General features: G+C 43.7%; 11 protein-coding genes and 1 pseudogene. 3 read left to right on the top strand and 9 right to left on the bottom strand.

Annotated features, from left to right (window positions below; genetic code table 11):
• Positions 1–193: 193 nt before the first annotated feature.
• Positions 194–265: pseudogene (locus tag MHI45_RS28875) on the bottom strand (helix-turn-helix domain-containing protein); the annotation flags it as partial.
• On the opposite strand from MHI45_RS28875, the gene MHI45_RS28870 reads away from it, so the two are divergent.
• The gene (locus tag MHI45_RS28870; RefSeq protein ID WP_076113077.1) at positions 250–552 is read left to right on the top strand and encodes a hypothetical protein; all 303 of its coding nucleotides are present in this window, start codon (positions 250–252) and stop codon (positions 550–552) included. The pseudogene MHI45_RS28875 and the gene MHI45_RS28870 overlap by 16 nt on opposite strands.
• Before the next feature lie 227 nt (positions 553–779).
• Here the strand turns inward: MHI45_RS28870 and MHI45_RS28865 are convergent, their stop codons facing one another.
• From MHI45_RS28865 to MHI45_RS28845, 5 genes are all read right to left on the bottom strand, one after another.
• Complete coding sequence (locus MHI45_RS28865) at positions 780–1,895, bottom strand: glycoside hydrolase family 88/105 protein (protein ID WP_076113076.1); 1,116 nt, start codon at positions 1,893–1,895, stop codon at positions 780–782.
• Between the two features lie 73 nt (positions 1,896–1,968).
• A complete protein-coding gene (locus tag MHI45_RS28860) occupies positions 1,969–3,765 on the bottom strand; it encodes a glycoside hydrolase family 2 protein (RefSeq protein WP_076113075.1) in 1,797 nt (598 codons plus the stop codon).
• Positions 3,766–3,828: 63 nt separating this feature from the next.
• Positions 3,829–4,668, bottom strand: coding sequence for a carbohydrate ABC transporter permease (locus MHI45_RS28855; protein ID WP_218642539.1), 840 nt, complete (start codon positions 4,666–4,668; stop codon positions 3,829–3,831).
• A 1-nt stretch (position 4,669) separates the two neighbouring features.
• Positions 4,670–5,548: a carbohydrate ABC transporter permease gene (locus MHI45_RS28850; RefSeq protein WP_076113073.1), complete on the bottom strand. Its 879-nt coding sequence runs from the start codon at positions 5,546–5,548 to the stop codon at positions 4,670–4,672.
• A 96-nt stretch (positions 5,549–5,644) separates the two neighbouring features.
• A complete protein-coding gene (locus MHI45_RS28845) occupies positions 5,645–6,961 on the bottom strand; it encodes an ABC transporter substrate-binding protein (RefSeq protein WP_076113072.1) in 1,317 nt (438 codons plus the stop codon).
• A 281-nt stretch (positions 6,962–7,242) separates the two neighbouring features.
• On the opposite strand from MHI45_RS28845, the gene MHI45_RS28840 reads away from it, so the two are divergent.
• On the top strand, positions 7,243–8,160 hold the full coding sequence (locus MHI45_RS28840) for an ArsR/SmtB family transcription factor (RefSeq protein WP_076113071.1): 918 nt from the start codon (positions 7,243–7,245) through the stop codon (positions 8,158–8,160).
• 274 nt (positions 8,161–8,434) lie between these two features.
• On the opposite strand, the gene MHI45_RS28835 is transcribed toward MHI45_RS28840, so the two are convergent.
• Positions 8,435–8,599: a hypothetical protein gene (locus tag MHI45_RS28835; RefSeq protein WP_179091823.1), complete on the bottom strand. Its 165-nt coding sequence runs from the start codon at positions 8,597–8,599 to the stop codon at positions 8,435–8,437.
• A gap of 181 nt (positions 8,600–8,780) precedes the next feature.
• On the opposite strand from MHI45_RS28835, the gene MHI45_RS28830 reads away from it, so the two are divergent.
• Positions 8,781–10,175 carry a SpoVR family protein gene (locus MHI45_RS28830; protein WP_076113070.1) on the top strand — a complete coding sequence of 465 codons (1,395 nt, stop codon included), beginning with the start codon at positions 8,781–8,783 and terminating at the stop codon, positions 10,173–10,175.
• Between the two features lie 344 nt (positions 10,176–10,519).
• On the opposite strand, the gene MHI45_RS28825 is transcribed toward MHI45_RS28830, so the two are convergent.
• The gene (locus MHI45_RS28825; protein WP_076113099.1) at positions 10,520–11,407 is read right to left on the bottom strand and encodes an AraC family transcriptional regulator; all 888 of its coding nucleotides are present in this window, start codon (positions 11,405–11,407) and stop codon (positions 10,520–10,522) included.
• 184 nt (positions 11,408–11,591) lie between these two features.
• A complete protein-coding gene (locus tag MHI45_RS28820) occupies positions 11,592–16,091 on the bottom strand; it encodes an S-layer homology domain-containing protein (protein ID WP_256718219.1) in 4,500 nt (1,499 codons plus the stop codon).
• Between the last annotated feature and the right edge of the window lie 274 nt (positions 16,092–16,365).

Below are 16,365 nucleotides of genomic sequence, written 5' to 3'. Positions count from 1 at the left end.
TATGATTGCAATTTGTGCAATAGAATCATCCATTATCACGCGGAAATCGCATTCTGTTGTATTTTGTACATTTGATTTCTGGGATTTCGTCCTCACAGGGGTTTTTTATAGAATTCTAATGTACAGAGTGCAGCAGATTCTCTTTTCCGGTTAATTTGGAGGTAATCTGCTGCAGAGAATGCAATAGATTTAATCATGGAGTGTCTTCGTCAACTTTGTATTCTAAAATATCTCCAGGCTGACATTCTAATGCCTTACATATCGCCATCGCATGCCTTCGCTGCGGTCAAAGCAACGGACGGATACCTCCGTCCTTACGGAGGCCCACATCTATGGTCCTCTGACCAGCTGGAATCCGGCCGCGAGGAATGGCTGGAGCTGGCCTGGACCGCCCCGGTTACCCTCCGCCAGGTGCATGTCACCTTCAATGATGATGTGAATGAGGACCTGATCAACCTGCATCATCACATTACGCCTTACGAAATCCTGCCAACGCTCGTCAAGGATTATCGTATTGAAGCTTACATGGACGGCAGTCGCCGCAGGAAGTGACAATCACAAGCGCAAGCATGTGCACACACTTGCCGAAGCTGTAACAACTGATCGCCTGCGCGTGTGATCGGGGCGACTAACGGAAGCCAGTATGCGGAGATTATTGAGGTGCGGGTTTACGAGTAACTGGGTAAAGAAGATAAAATAGCCTAATCCTTTGGCGTAAATGCTCAAGGATTAGGCTATTTGTATCCAAGAAGAGATGAATAAATGAGCTTACGCAGGGTTTATTTTAAAGCTTCATACAAGGCAATAAGAGCCAAGGACTGTCCGTATGCCATTGGCATGAGGGTAATGTTCTTGTAATGATCTTTATCCAATCCCATACCGGTTCCGGCCGACACATTCAGTACGGTTCCATCTCCGCTAATATTTTGACATACCGACTGAATGGCCTTGTCTGCCGCAGCCTGATATGAGGAATCCAGAATACCGGCTTTAATGCCTTTTATAATACCTGCGGCAATTGCGGCCGATCCGGATACCTCTTCATAGCTGGCCCGGTCCTGCAGGACTGTATGCCAAAGACCGGAAGCCGCCTGGAGTGAAACCAAGGCATTGACCTGAGCTTTATACGTATCAATCAGAAATTTCCGGATACCCGGGCTAATCGTATCCTGGCAAGTTTCCAGGTAATCGACGATACCATAGGTGAACCAGGAATTGCCGCGGCACCAGAAGATACTGCCGAAATTATCATTGCGTTCGAAACTCCAGCCGTGGAAGAACAGGCCGGTATGTTTGTCAAACAAATACTTGATATGGAGCAGAATCTGGTGTTCAGCTTCATGCTCCCACTCCGGCCGGTTAAACTTGCGCCCGGCCTGGTTCAGAAACAGAACCGCCATAAAGAGCGTATCAATCCATAACTGTCCATTGTGCAAGTGAATTCCATCCCGATTGCCAATGGCAGTGACCGTATGCTGAAAGCCTTCTTCTTTGGTTTTGGGCAACTCATGAACGAGCCAATCCGCATGTTCCCGGCATAGCTGTTTCAGTTGGCTGGAAGGCTCAAGTTGATCCAGAAGCAGAACCAAAGCCAAATAAGGAGCTGTCGTATTAATGTTTTTTGAAGGCAGTCCAACCTTTAGATTACGGGAATACCAATTTTGAAAAAATTCCATATAGCGGTGATCGCTGTAATACTTCTGCAGCTTGTAAAGACCATAGAGACCGACGCCCTGAGGCCAGTCCCATTCTTCAATTCCGAAATCCCGTTGCACAATCCCTAATTTTGTATCGGCCTGAACCACGGTTTTATCCTTTTCATAGTCGCTACCGCCCAGATTCATAAGCTTGTCTACTACCAGTTCAATTTTTTGAAGCAGTATTTCATTTGTCATGGATTCATAAACTCCTTATCATTAAATATGTTCCGAAAGCAAGCTTGTGCATTCTTCCCTATGACTGTATATACTAAACTGTCCGTAGATGCCATTGACTATTAATTTCTTTAATTAACGACATATCGCATTTGGGTGTTCGATCATATGCCAATAGACCGTTAATTTCCTGCTCAACATCTGTTAACTGCGTATAACAATAACCATAAATAATCTTAGAAGCGTATACAGCCTTCATAATTCTTTCATATTCTAGAACAAGATCCTCTGAAGATTGTGCACTGGTATATCCCCAACCATCGTCAGCGCCAGCCTTATAGCTTATACCACCAAATTCAGTTAACAAGATTGGCTCTCCCCGATGTTGGTAACCATCTGCATATACATTGCGAGCTGATGGCTTTGAAGCAAGCATCGTTTCCTTCGTGGAAAGAATTCGCTTAAATTCTTCATACTTATCGGGCTCATCTGCTCTGCCATGCTGATAATTGTGTAGCGCACAAATGTCAGTTTGTGTCATTTCCCATCCATCATTCGATATCACTAATCGGGTATCATCCAATGAATGAATAAGACTATACATGGCTAAGCTGTGATACTGCTGCTTCTTATTCGATTTCACCATCGGAATTCCCCAGCTTTCGTTTAGCGGAACCCATGCAACAATAGATGGGTGATTGAAATCACGGTCAATAATTTCAATCCATTCTTTGGTTAACCGGGCTACAGCATCACTATTAAAAGAGGCGTTGGCAGCACATTCTCCCCATACAAGGAACCCTATTCGATCTGCCCAGTATAAAAATCGCGGGTCCTCTACCTTTTGATGCTTACGGCAACCGTTAAACCCTAATTCTTTAGCTAATTCAATATCTTTCCTCAGGTGTTCATCCGTTGGCGCAGTAAGTAATCCTTCCTGCCAATACCCTTGGTCCAATACAAGCTTTTGATAATAAGGTTTGTTATTCAGATAGACCATACCATTCTCTGTATGAACTTTCCGCATGCCGAAATACGATTGTATACAATCCACCTCAACCCCATGATCGTAAAGCTTCATTTCAACATCAAACAAATTAGGAGTTTCCGGAGTCCATGTCCAGCCGGCATGATGAAAGTTTGTTCGAAATATATTCAAACCAAATAGATCTACCATTCTACGTGTTATTGGTTGCAACAATCGTACTTGATCCTGAATAACAGGTACTCCTCGAAAAGAAATACGAATATCCAAAACTAATTCTTCTGATCCATATCCCTCAGATTTAACTTCTATTCCAATACTCCCTTGATCTAAATCGGGCTCAAACTTCACCTGATGAATATAAACAGGGTTTACCGCCTCCAGCCACACTGTCTGCCAAATCCCTGTCGTGCGGGTATACCAGATGCTAGCTGGCTTCTCTAACCAGAACTGTTTTCCCCGAGGTATAGTTTCATCCTTTGAAAGATCCTCAACATGAACAGTTACCTGTTCCTCCTGTCCGGTTAATGCATGCGTAATATCAAAAGAAAATGGAGTGTGTCCTCCCTCGTGCATGCCGATATAATGACCATTGACATAAATCCAAGCTCTATAATCTACCGCACCAAAATGTAATACAACACGCTTCTTATACCAACCTGGATCAAGTGTAAAATTACGCTTATACCAGACATAGTCATGAAAAGAGGTATCGTGTATTCCACTTGCAGGGGTTTGAAAAGCAAATGGAACTTGAATGGTCTGACTAAAATTTTCACTTGGATCAAACCATCGCTGTGCAGCTCCAACATTCCTGTCATCAAATTCAAATTGCCATACTCCATTTAAGTTAAGCCATGTGTCTCGAACTAACTGTGGACGCGGATACTCCATCCTATGTGACATCTATCTTCATCTCCTATCCTATTCATTCATATCTTGCTGCATTGGTCAGTTCTTTATCTGTTATCATCCTTTAATTCCGCCTGCTGTAGAACCGCCAATAAAGTGCTTTTGAGCAGAGAAATATACAATAATCGAAGGTATTAACCCTATAATTGACATAGCAATATTTTTATTCCAGCTAAAATCAACAGATGTCGTATCCATCGCCATTCGAAGCGCAATTGAAACAGGATACTTCTCGACTGAAGAAATATAAATTAAAGGACCCTGAAACTCAGTAAATGTCCACATGAACTGGAATAAAGCTACTGTAATAAGGGTAGGTTTAAGAATAGGGAGCAATACTTTAATTAAAATATTAAAAGAGTTACACCCATCTATTGTTGCTGCCTCGTCCAGCTCCCCGGGAATCGTTCTTAAAAATTGAACCAACATATATACAAAAAATGTATCACAAGCAAATGCAGAATTGGCAATTAGAGGGATATAAGTGTCCAATAGATCTACATTCTTCCAAAAAATATACATTGGTACTCTAGTAACGATTCCCGGAAGAAAAAGAGTAGCAATCATAACCGGAAATAGCACTTTTTTCATAGGAAAGTTAAATCTCGCAAATCCATATGCAGTCAGAATACAAGAAATCAAAGTTAATAACACTTTTGGAATTACAATCAAAAAAGAGTTTAAAAAGTAGGTTCCAAATGTATACTGGCTAGAAGTCTTCCATCCTTCGATATAAGGTGTGAAATCAAAAGACTTAGGCATAAACCATATTGATTTAAAAATCTCTGTATTACTCTTAAAAGATGCCCCAAATAACCAGAGAATCGGATAAAGCATAATTAAAGTCCCTATTATCAAAAAGAAATATTTGAAATATTTTCTCATTGCTTGCTCCATGTTATTTCCCTCCGTCAGCATAAAACACCCATTTACTTGACGTTTTGAACAGGATGGCCGTGAATATCATAATCATAATAAATAACACCCAGGACAAAGCACCAGAATATCCCATTTCAAAGTTTTTAAATGCACTATCGTATATATACATTGGTAATAGGTAGGTGCTCTTCATTGGACCTCCACCCGTAACTAAGAATGGCCCCTCAAATTCTTGGAAGGCTTGCACAAGCTGCAAGATTAAATTAAAGAATATAATTGGGGTTAGTTGGGGTATTGTCACTGAAAAAAACTGTCTAAACTTTGAAGCTCCATCAATGGATGCTGCTTCATATAATTCTTGCGGGATTTCCGACAACGCATTCAAAAAAATTACCATTGCAGAACCAAACTGCCAAATACGTAATAAAACAATAGTAAACATTGCTCCACTTGCGCTAGAGAACCACCCGATACTTTCCAGACCGATCATATTTAACGCCATATTGATTAACCCATCACTTTTAAATAAGAACTGCCATAATACTGCAATAGCTACATTGGCACCTAAAATAGATGGAATATAATAGGCGGTTCTAAAAAATCCGATTCCCTTTAATTTAGCATTCATAATATAGGCAATAAGCAGTGCAAATGTTAATTTAAGAGGCACGGTAAAGAATACAAATTTGATCGTGGCTTTCACCGATATCCAGAAGGTGGGGTCACTTGTAAACATCCGTGAATAATTATCCAGTCCAATAAAAGCAGGCTCATCCAGCAGGGAGTAGTCTGTAAAGCTGTAATACAATGACATGATAAATGGGTAGATTACAAAGAAACAAATCCCTATTAACCATGGTGTTAAATAGAATAAGCCTGTATACCTATTTTTATTCATGGCTATTCGCATTCCTCTCGTGACATTTAACGCCCAAAATCGGAATAAACTTATGCATAAAATTTTGGGCGGTAAATGATTGTTGTTCATTTATGTTTACTTTTTAAAGCTTTGTTCTTGTTCCTTGTAAGCCGCATACAGTTCCTTTGCAGCTTCTTTCGTATCGACCTCACCATAATCCAGCTTAGTGATTACATCCAGTGACACATCATTCAACTTTGCAGTATCCCATTTGAACATAGTAGAAAGCTTGCTATCATTTTTTTCATCGCCTAATTTTGTGATTTCAGCTGTTAGCGGAGTAATCAGATTGTTTTTTTCAAGCACCTCTTTTCCCGCTTTGCTGTCGGGAACACCATTTTCAAGCATTTGAATTTTATTTGCTTCTTCACTATTCATTAAAAAGTTAATTAGCTTCGCAGCACTTTCTTTGTGTTTTGTTTTTTCAGGAATGGAATATACCATGGCAGGCTTCGTCCAGACACCAGTAGATTTTTCATCCTTCATTGAAAGAAAACCAGCTACCTCTAAATCAAAGCCTTGTTCTTTTAGTTGATTTTGAATGGTATTCGTATTCGATGTAAACTCAAATAAGCTAACCCACTTCCCTTCCATTATTTCTGTTGCTGTCGCACCTTCTATTGACCCTGAGTTATCCACTTCTTTTTTGGATGGCATAATTCTTTTCTCTATCAATTCGCGATAGAAAGATAGCATGTTCTCAAAATCAGATTCTTTATAATTTAAATTTCCATTATCATCAGAAAGCGGAAGTCCAGTTTGCTGTGCGAAAATTGAGAAAAATACGATCGGGGACGCATATTTTGACCCTACCAAATTCGCCATCGGATAATGATCCTCTGGCAACTTATCTCTCATTGCAAAAAGATCATCCCAAGATTGGGGTGCTTCAATTCCATATTTATCAGTCACCGTTTTGTTATATAGTAACGGTCTATAGACAGTTGAAAGGGGAAGCCCTAACAGTTTACCGTCCTTTTCTAAGGGCGCAAGCACATTTTGTGAAAAATTAGAAAGACCCAGTTTTTCACCCAACTCTTTCAAATCTGATAATTGATTTTCATATTGATCAACCCACATGGAATCTAAACGAATAACATCAGGAGCAGTCCCTCCAGACAATTGGGTAGTCATTTTTTCTTGATAACCAGCATATCCGGCGAATTCTGCCTTAACTTTAATATTAGGATTTTCTTCTTCAAATTTACTTATAGCTTCTTGCACCGCTTTATTGCGCGAATCCCCTCCCCACCAACTGATGCGAAGTTCTTCTTTTCCGCCACTTTCTTTTCCACCATTACTAGCTGAATCACTGGTTTTCCCACACCCTGAAAGAAGTGAAACTACTATTAGTCCCGCAACAATAATAGTTAACTTTTTTGTGTGTTTCATAGTAAACCCTCCTCAAATTAACTTATTTTTCTTTGTTTCACTTGTCCAAGCAAGCAAATACTATCATTATGAAAACGTTCTTTCAAGCTTGTATCAACGTTATTCCTGATTTTCAACTTTGTGGTATACAAAAAAAAATCACCGCTTAACTAGATCTTTTATTGTAAACAAAAAAGTTAACAACCGGAAAGTATTGGCGGGGTACGAAATGTGAGTTATAATGTTCAACAGCCGCTAGAAGCTAGATTTATGAGGTAGTAAATCCGAGTGAGGAGGTACATATGTTCTTAGAACTCGATGAGAATGGTATTTCTGTTTTGAAAGCACTGGCATCTGACACAAGAGCTTCAATTCTCAAATTATTGTTACATACGCCTCTTAATGTCAGTGAGCTCGCCAAAAAACTAAAATTAAGCAAAGCTATCGTTTCACGCCATATCCGATTACTAGAGGACGCCAAAATAATCAAGCTCCAGGAAAACTTAGAGGTTACCGATAGCAGAAAGAAGAATTTTATTCTTGCTGTTGATCATATTGCCATCAACTTACCAAAAAAACTTCATCTTCCTTTTAATGTAATTACTAATGAAATCAAGCTTGGATACTATTCTAATTTTTCAGTCACCCCTACATGTGGATTAGCTAGCCAAACTAAAGTAATCGGAAAGTTAGATGATCAACGGGCATTCGTATCCAATGACCGGATCGATGCTTCATTACTTTGGTTTGCGGAGGGCTTCGTTGAATATATTATTCCGAATGATTTTAACAAAAATTTCACTGCAGAATTATTAGAGTTATCCTTAGAACTTTCTTCAGAGTTTCCTGAATCCAACAATAATTGGCCAAGTGATATCGCTTTTTATATAAACGATGTTTTTTTAGGCACCTGGACTGCTCCAGGAAATTTTTCAGATGTGCGCGGAAAATTAACACCAACCTGGTGGGATAACAAACTAAGCCAGTACGGCCTTTTAAAACATTTAAGAGTCACCAAAAAAGATACTGGAATAGACGGTCAAAAAATATCATCGGTTACACTTGCCAATTTAAAGATCGAAGATTCCCCCTTCATCAAGTTGAAGATAAGTATTGATGATAATTCTAAAAACAAAGGTGGACTTACTATTTTCGGGGAGCACTTTGGAAATTATTCGCAGAATATTCTACTTAAAATATTCTACACCGAAGCAGAATAATGAATATTACATTGTGAGTGAGACAAATTAGCAATTAACATACTTGCCCATAATCCTTGTTACGTCTTCCTGCTGGACGGGAATTATCTCTTACACGCATGAAGGAATATAAAGTAGACCCCATGAACGTCTTCAGGCGTTCTAAGTCTGTATCGGCCGATGAGCCCAAATACAAAGATGTGTTTTGGGGAATCGATCCAGATGGCGAATAGCCTACCCATTAGCGTATATCGCATATGAGCTAGGCTTTTTCTATATCCTAATTTTCCCCAAATCATATCTGGCCCGATTCTAAGTATAAAAACAACCGGACAAGAATATATCCCGCCGGCTGATTGTATTTGTTGTTATAAACTTTGCCGTTAATTAACTCCCAGGTTCCGTCCCAGGTTAGCCAATCTTGATAGGTATGAATTTTCTTCTCATCCGGATTTGACACAATGTCTGGCCTCCTTCTGATTATGCGTACGAGCTTTAACTAATTGTACCATCTTCAAACAAATCGTTGATAATTTCTGCTCGGCCGTACAGACAAGTTCAATATCCCACCATCATACTCCCTCCACTCCGCCCATATACATAAGAAGAACGGTTCACAAGCTGGAAGGAGAGATGGATGCATGCCCGGTGATGAGATTAAAGCGCTGGAGCGGGCGATTGCCGAGATCACGGAGATTGCGACCGGATTTGGGCTGGATTTTTACCCGATGCGTTATGAAATATGTCCTGCCGATATTATTTACACGTTCGGGGCCTATGGAATGCCTACCCGATTTGGACACTGGAGCTTTGGAAAAACGTTTCACAAAATGAAATCGCAATACGATTTCGGACTAAGCAAAATCTATGAGCTCGTCATTAACTCCAATCCCTGTTATGCCTTCCTGCTGGATGGAAACTCGCTGATCCAGAACAAGCTGATTGTCGCGCATGTACTGGCGCATTGCGATTTCTTTAAGAACAACATGCGCTTCTCCATGTCCAACCGGGATATGGTCGAGAGTATGTCGGCCACAGCCGACCGGATTGCCGGCTACTCGGTGACCTACGGAACGGATGCCGTGGAGAGCTTCATCGACTCTGTGCTGGCGATACAGGAGCATATTGACCCCAGTCTGATCCAGCCGCGCAAGCTGGGCAAAACCCATCTGCTGGAAGCCAAGATGAAGGAACGCAAGGACGCCCCAGCCGGCGGTACCGCTACGCCAAGTCCTTATAGCGAGCTATGGAATCTGGATCCGGCTTCAGCAGAGCCACAGGCAGCGGAAACCGCAGGAAAACGGGCCTTCCCGCCTGAGCCGGAGAAGGATATCGTCTGGTTCATCCAGCAGTATTCGACCGTGCTGGAGGACTGGCAGCGCGACATTATGACGATGCTGCGTGACGAAATGCTCTATTTCTGGCCGCAGATGGAGACCAAGATCATGAACGAAGGCTGGGCCTCCTATTGGCATCAGCGGATCATGCGCGAGCTGGACCTGACTCCTGAGGAGACAATTGAATACTCGAAGCTCAATTCCTCAGTTGTGCAGCCTTCCCGCCAGAGCTTGAACCCTTACTACCTGGGACTCAAAATTTTTGAAGACATCGAACGCCGCTGGGACCGCGACAAAATGTTTGAGGTACGTGAACTGGATTCCGACATTTCATTTATCCGCAGCTACCTGTCCAAAGAGCTGGTCAATGACCTCGACCTCTATGTCTTTGAGAAAAAAGGCCCGGAATGGAAAATCACCGACAAAGCCTGGGAAAATGTACGCGACCAGCTTGTGCTTGCCCGGGTCAACGGCGGCTCTCCCTACCTTGTTGTTCAGGATGCCGATTACGAGCGCAACGGCGAACTGCTGATCGCCCACCGCTACGAGAGTATTGAGCTTGACCTGAAATACCTGGAACGCACGCTCCCGCACATCTATGCCCTCTGGGGCCGGACGGTGCACCTCCAAACCGTAGTAGAAGACAAAAAAGCCCTTTTTACCTATGACGGTAAAAAGGTGCAGCGCAAGTTTGTGTAATAGATTGGTAGTAGCTTTGGTTTCTTGTTGTAAGATTACCTGCACATAGCTGCAGGCGATCCTAAAAATAAAGGCCCGCAAGCACATATTTTGTGCGAGCGGGCTTTTCTTAAGGTCGCTACCCACAGCGACCTTAAGAATAGGAAAACAGGCAAAGGCTGTGGAGGTGAGCGTAACGGAGAGAATTTTGGAACTGCAGGAGCGATAGCGTCCGCCTTTAAGGTTGGATTTCCACCGCTGCACAGCGGCTCAAATCAAGAAATCCAACCTTAACAGCGGCCGGAAGTCCAAATATTCGCGCAGTGAAGCTCATTCACCGGCAGCCTTTGCCCATCTTTCAAATGTTAAAGTCGCACCCTCACCGGAACATAAATCTCCATCACCGTATCCACCCTGGAATGGCAGCGTTCGTCGTAGAACTCGTAATCTAGCTTGCCTTCGTCATAGACATACCCGCTGTCCTTGAACCAATCCTCAAAAATATACTTCCAGGTGCTCTTAATCACCTGAACAAAATCCCCCTGATCCTTCTCTTCCGAAGTATCCACGGGTGGTGTGGTGAATACCGCATAGTCTGCCTCAGGCACCTCAACTGTCAGCATCTCATCGGTCACCCGGCTAAAATCGTCAACGATCACGCCAAGCAGATAAGTAGCGTTTCCGCTCTCAGCGGCCGGAACACATAAGCCGACTTCTCCGTGCCTTGGAGGTGCGAGAATTTCATACATTTTGGATTCCAGGTTCTCTCCATCATAATGGCTCCAGAAAGAAGCGATATCCTTGGTATAATTGCCTTCGGCCACATTGGTTTCAATACCGTAACCGGCGACCTTAAAGGCCGGTTTATGCATAATAACTGGATTCATTAAATAACCTCCGATTTTGACAACAGAACCGCCCTGAAGATAGCCGTCCATACGGGACGCATACTGCGATGGGCTATAGCCATAGGCCTTGCGAAACGCCTTGGTAAATCCGCCTGGCGTCTCAAAGCCATACTCCAGCGCAATATCAATAATTCTCCGTCCGCTGAACAATTCGACCGCTGCCAGTGACAGCTTCCGGCTCCGTACATATTCCATTACAGACATCTCCTTGCACAGACTGAATACCCGGCTAAAATGATATAGCGAATATCCGGCCTCGGCGGCAATCTTCTCAGCAGTCAGGTTGTCTTTGATATTTTCCTCAATATAATCGATACATCTCTCAATATCCTTGCTGTAATTCAATGAGTCACCCAGCCTTTCCCCGTACGGTGATTTCATTATAACAAGCAGTTTGCAAGCGGGCTGTTCCTCGTTTGCTGTTCGGCAGCACACGCTAAAAAAAACAGGCAAGTCCCTTATACCGGAAGCTTGCCTGTTGTATATATGATACTTTTTAAGATATTGTGTTGCTGTGCAAGAGATCTGCTTAAGGAATCGTAATGGTTAGAGAGTCCCCGGGATCTACGACCCCGGCTGCGGCTTTGAACTTCAGATTGAGCGTATAATCCTTGAAGTTATTCATGTCATTGACCCTATCGAGCTGGTAGTTTCCGTCAGGCAAGAGTACGGTGAATTTCCCGTCTTTTATTTGTCCTGAATACGAGTTATTGTTGTCAGTGTCATGCAAGTATAGAACAACGCCAGTCATAGGTTTACCGCCTTTAGTGACTGTACCGGAATACTCCACAGGCACGGTAATCACAAGCGGATTGGGCACTGACTGTCCAGCTGCAACACTAAAGGAATAGTAGATTTTAATGTCCTTCTGACTGGCTTCATCAGTGAATTTATCCACTGTGTAGTCATCCTCCGGGAGATACAAGGAGAACTGTCCGTCCTTGATTACAGCAGAGTATGCTTTGTATTCGCTGCCCCCGACACTGTGGAGAAAGATTGTTCCATTGGCAACTGGTGTTCCATTTGCACTAATGATTGAGCCCGAAACTTTTGGAGGAAGCTTCAGAATATAAGGCTGCGGGTTAAAATGACCATCAGTTACAGTGATGCCAGTATGTAATGGAATATTCTCCCTGGTATCATTAACGGTTACACTATATATCTTATACTTTCCATCGGGAAGATAAAGACTGAATACGCCATCTTGTGAAGAAGTACCGTAGCTCGTATATGTCCCTCCATCAGTGCTGATATTTAAGTAGCTCCTACCAAGTGCTGTACCATCAGCATAGGTTACCTTAATCTCGCTTTTGAAAGGGATGGTAATATCCAGGGTTTTCATTTGCTTATCAACAATTTCGAACGAGTAGGCCGGAATAGCTGAATCGTTGTAACTGTACACATCATATTTACCCGGCGCCAAGGTAAGTGTAAATTGTCCTTTAGCCACAGAAGTTCTGGCTCCTGCCGTCTGACCTCTGACTGACAATATGCCATCGGGAACCATTGATCCGTCCGGATATTTAAGTGTACCCGTTACATTATAATTGGGGACTTTAATATCCAGCAGAGCCGGGACCGGTTTCCCTCCGGCTACCGTAAAGTTGTAGGTGAGATACATATTCTCCTGTGAGCCTGTGACGTTGTATCTGTCCACTTTATACTTGCCGTCAGGCAGATAAGAGCTAAACTTCCCGTCCTTCACTTGAATCGTTACAAAGGCTTGGGTGGTCTCTTCTGTAATGGACAGAAACCCATCTTTTATTGTTGAACCGTCCTCGAATTGCAACGTCCCCGTTATGTTCTTGAGCTGCACGACTACAGACAACGGATCAGGTAAGCTTTTGTTATTCACAACTTTGAAGGTATAAGAGACCTGTTGCGATTCATTGCTGTCTTCGCTATAGTAGCTGCTAATCTTATAATCTCCATCCGGCAGATAGACACTGAAAGAGCCGTTTTTCACTTTGGCACCGACCGAAGTAAGAGTTGAGGGATTTTGATCAAAAATGTAGACCGTTCCATTCTCAACCACTCTGCCATCCGAATACTTCACAGTCCCCGTCACATTTTTCGAAGGAATAATTAGATTTAAATTGCTTGGAACGGTTTGTCCGTCTAACACTGTAAATGAATAGCTGAGTGGAGTCATGTTGTTTTGGCTGTCATAATACGTATATACCTGATATGAGCCATCAGGGAGATACAGTGTGAACCTGCTGTCTTTGATAGCTGTAGCATATTCGATTACTGGAGTGGTTGTGGTACGCACATACAGCCTGCCGGAGTTCACTGGCTGGTTTTCACTATCCACAACAGTTCCCGTAAGCTTCTTGGGAACGACAACCTTAATGGGATCCGGAGCTGACTGACCGTCAGCTATAGTGAAGCTGTAGTTCAGCGATATTCTTTCAGAGTTATCATAATTATTGAATTCGGTCAACTTATACGTGCCGTCTGGCAAGTAGACGCTAAATTGGCCATCTATTACCTCGGAAGAATAGCTGATATAACCGTTTCCGTTCGTTGTGTTCTGCAGGTACACCGAACCGTTGCCGGTGGAGCTTCCATCCGAATAGCTTAATTTTCCTGTAAACAGCTTCGGCAGCTTTATTTCAAGCGGATTCGGACTCGTCTTGCCGCCGGATACGCTGAATGACTGGTAGAAACCAATCATCTGTTCCTCGGGAGTATTAAGATTATAGGTGCGGTAATTCCCGTCCGGCAAGTAGAGGGTAAACTCACCATCCTTGATTGCGGCAAAATAGGTTGGGTAAGTGCCGGAATCTGTCCGGTTCACATACAGCCTTCCGGATGCAACCGGTGTTCCGTCGAAATTGCTGATTGTTCCTGTAACAGCTGCAGGAAGCGTAATACTTAGCGGACTCGGTGAAGATTGTCCTCCTGTAATGGTGAACGTATAGTTCACTGAAAGACTCTCTTGGCTATCGTGTTTATATAAACTGCTGACCTGATAATTGCCATCAGGCAGGTACAGACTGAAGGTCCCATTCCGGACCACAACACTGTAATTGGAAGAAGGATTGGTATTGACGCTGTTGATGCTCAGACTTCCATTGCTGATTGTGCTGCCATCGGCAAATTGAAAGGTCCCCGACAATTTCGGAGACAAGGTCAGCTGCAGCGTCCCTGAATCCAGCTTACCGTCAGCGACAGTAAATTGACGGGACAAAGCAATAACCTCTTGATTCCCCCCGGTATTAAGCTGGTTCAAGTAATACTTACCGTCCGGCAGCTCTATTCCGAACCATCCGTTCTTCAGCTCTGCTTCGTAGGTGATTCCGACTCCATTCTTCAGCCTGTATAGATACAGGGTTCCCTCTTCAACCATCGATCCGTCTGCATACGTAAAACTACCCTTAACATTGCCGCTTAATGCTGGCGGCGGGGTCGCTGTTGGTTTTGCGGTTGGCTTGGCTGTGGCTGTCGCCACAGGCGTTGCTGTAGCCACTGGTGTTGCTGTAGCCGCTGGCGTTGCTGTTGCGGCTGGTGTTGCTGTAGCCACTGGCGTTGCTGTAGCCACTGGCGTTGTTGTAGCCACTGGCGTTACTGTCGCGGCTGGCGTTGCTGTTGCGGCTGGCGTTGCTGTCACCACAGGCGTTGCTGTCGCCGCTGGTGTCGGGGTTGCCGTTGTCGACGGTACAGCCGGATTAGCGTTTCCCGCCGCTGTTGGTGATGGCGTCGCAGCCGACTTGTCAACACCGCCAATCTTGACCTTAATATCGGAGCCGCTGTCTTTACCAGCTTCCAGCTTGACTGGCGAAGTTTCCATCGTAATGCCTACGGCATTGATGACCGCAGTGTCAATTTTACCTTTGCCTGTAACATCCAGGCCAGTATTGATATTCATCGTTGTGATGCTGGCTTCATTCTTCAGTTTATTACCTGTGGCTTCTTTAGCCACGTTTAGACTCTGAATCGTGCCTTCAGGAATATCTACAGCAATATTATGTGCTTGAATGTTGACTTCCTTAAAGCTGCCTTTCAAGCTTATCTTGGCATTTGCCGGCAGCTCTTTCGATAAGGTTACTGCACCAACAGCTGCCCCCGTGATCGATTCAATCGCCGCTTCCGATTGAACCTGCAGATTGGCAACCGTTGTCGTTCCTTCAGCCACAATTCTTACACTGCCATTCTTTTTGTCGATGATGACCGTGCCAAGAATGCTCTTGTCAAAATGAATGCTGTGAGCACCGCCGCCGGAGACGGTAGTCGTTCCCTTGACGGTCACATTCTCAAGGATCGCTTCGCCTTCTGCTATACCTTCTCCTAAGAGTAAATTACCGCTGATCGTCGTATTCCGGAGTTTAATATCCGGCGCGTTGATGATAACATTCTGAAGGGTGGCGGCATTCCCTGCTTCAGGGCCATAGGTCCCTGGTGTACTGTATGTTACGCTTACTGCTGAATTATGTATGTCCAGAGCTCTATCCAAAATAACTACAGCCTCGGCGCGGGTTGCCCGATCACCCGGATGAAAGCTGTTGTCTGCAAAGCCCTGCATAATCCCCTTCTCCTGCACTGCACTGATAGCGTCTTTGCACCACGCCGGACTATCTGCTGTATCGCTGAAGTTGGCATCTGCTGATGCAGTCAACCCGAGCAGTTTGCTGACAATGACCGCTAATTCCTGTCGGGTAACCTTGTTGCCCGGTCCAAAAGAGCCGTTGCCATATCCGCTAATGTATCCAGCAGCATTTGCTTTTAACAACTCCGGATACACCCAGCTCGAAGCTGCCACATCCTTAAACTCCACGGACTTGCTCTCCACAAATCCAAAGGATTTGTTAACTAATGAAACCAGCTCGGCTCTGGTGATGGGATTGGCCGGTTTAAAGCGGCCATCCGGATATCCGGAGATGAAGCCTTTTTCCATCCACTTGCTAATTTGCGGTTCGGCCCAATTCCCGGAAATATCCGAAGCCGTCCCGGCGAATACGGAGGCGTACGGAGATATCGTGAAACAAATCACAAGTAATAAGGCAAAACCTTTCTTCAAAATCTTCATCTTCGACAACGTTCTTCCCTCCAATGATAAAAAAAAATCAATCCGCTATTAAATTACACGATCTCCTAAATTTCGACTATAAGAAAAAACTGATATTCCTATGAAAATGTCGACTTTTGTATGTATTTTTGGTGTCTTTCGGATAGTTTTGCACTTCTCGCGGACTGGGATGCAGCTATTTCTCCAAATTCGCTATATTTAACGGCATTTGCAGCATCACAAGGACTACACGGTCCGTGAATCTGGGGATATGAGCTCAAAGTACATAAGTAAG

This window comes from Paenibacillus sp. FSL H3-0321 (genome assembly GCF_038002865.1).
Classification (GTDB): Bacteria; Bacillota; Bacilli; order Paenibacillales; family Paenibacillaceae; genus Paenibacillus_AQ.
The sequence above is the reverse complement of the archived record's forward strand: the minus strand, read 5'-3'. Positions and strand labels throughout refer to the sequence as shown.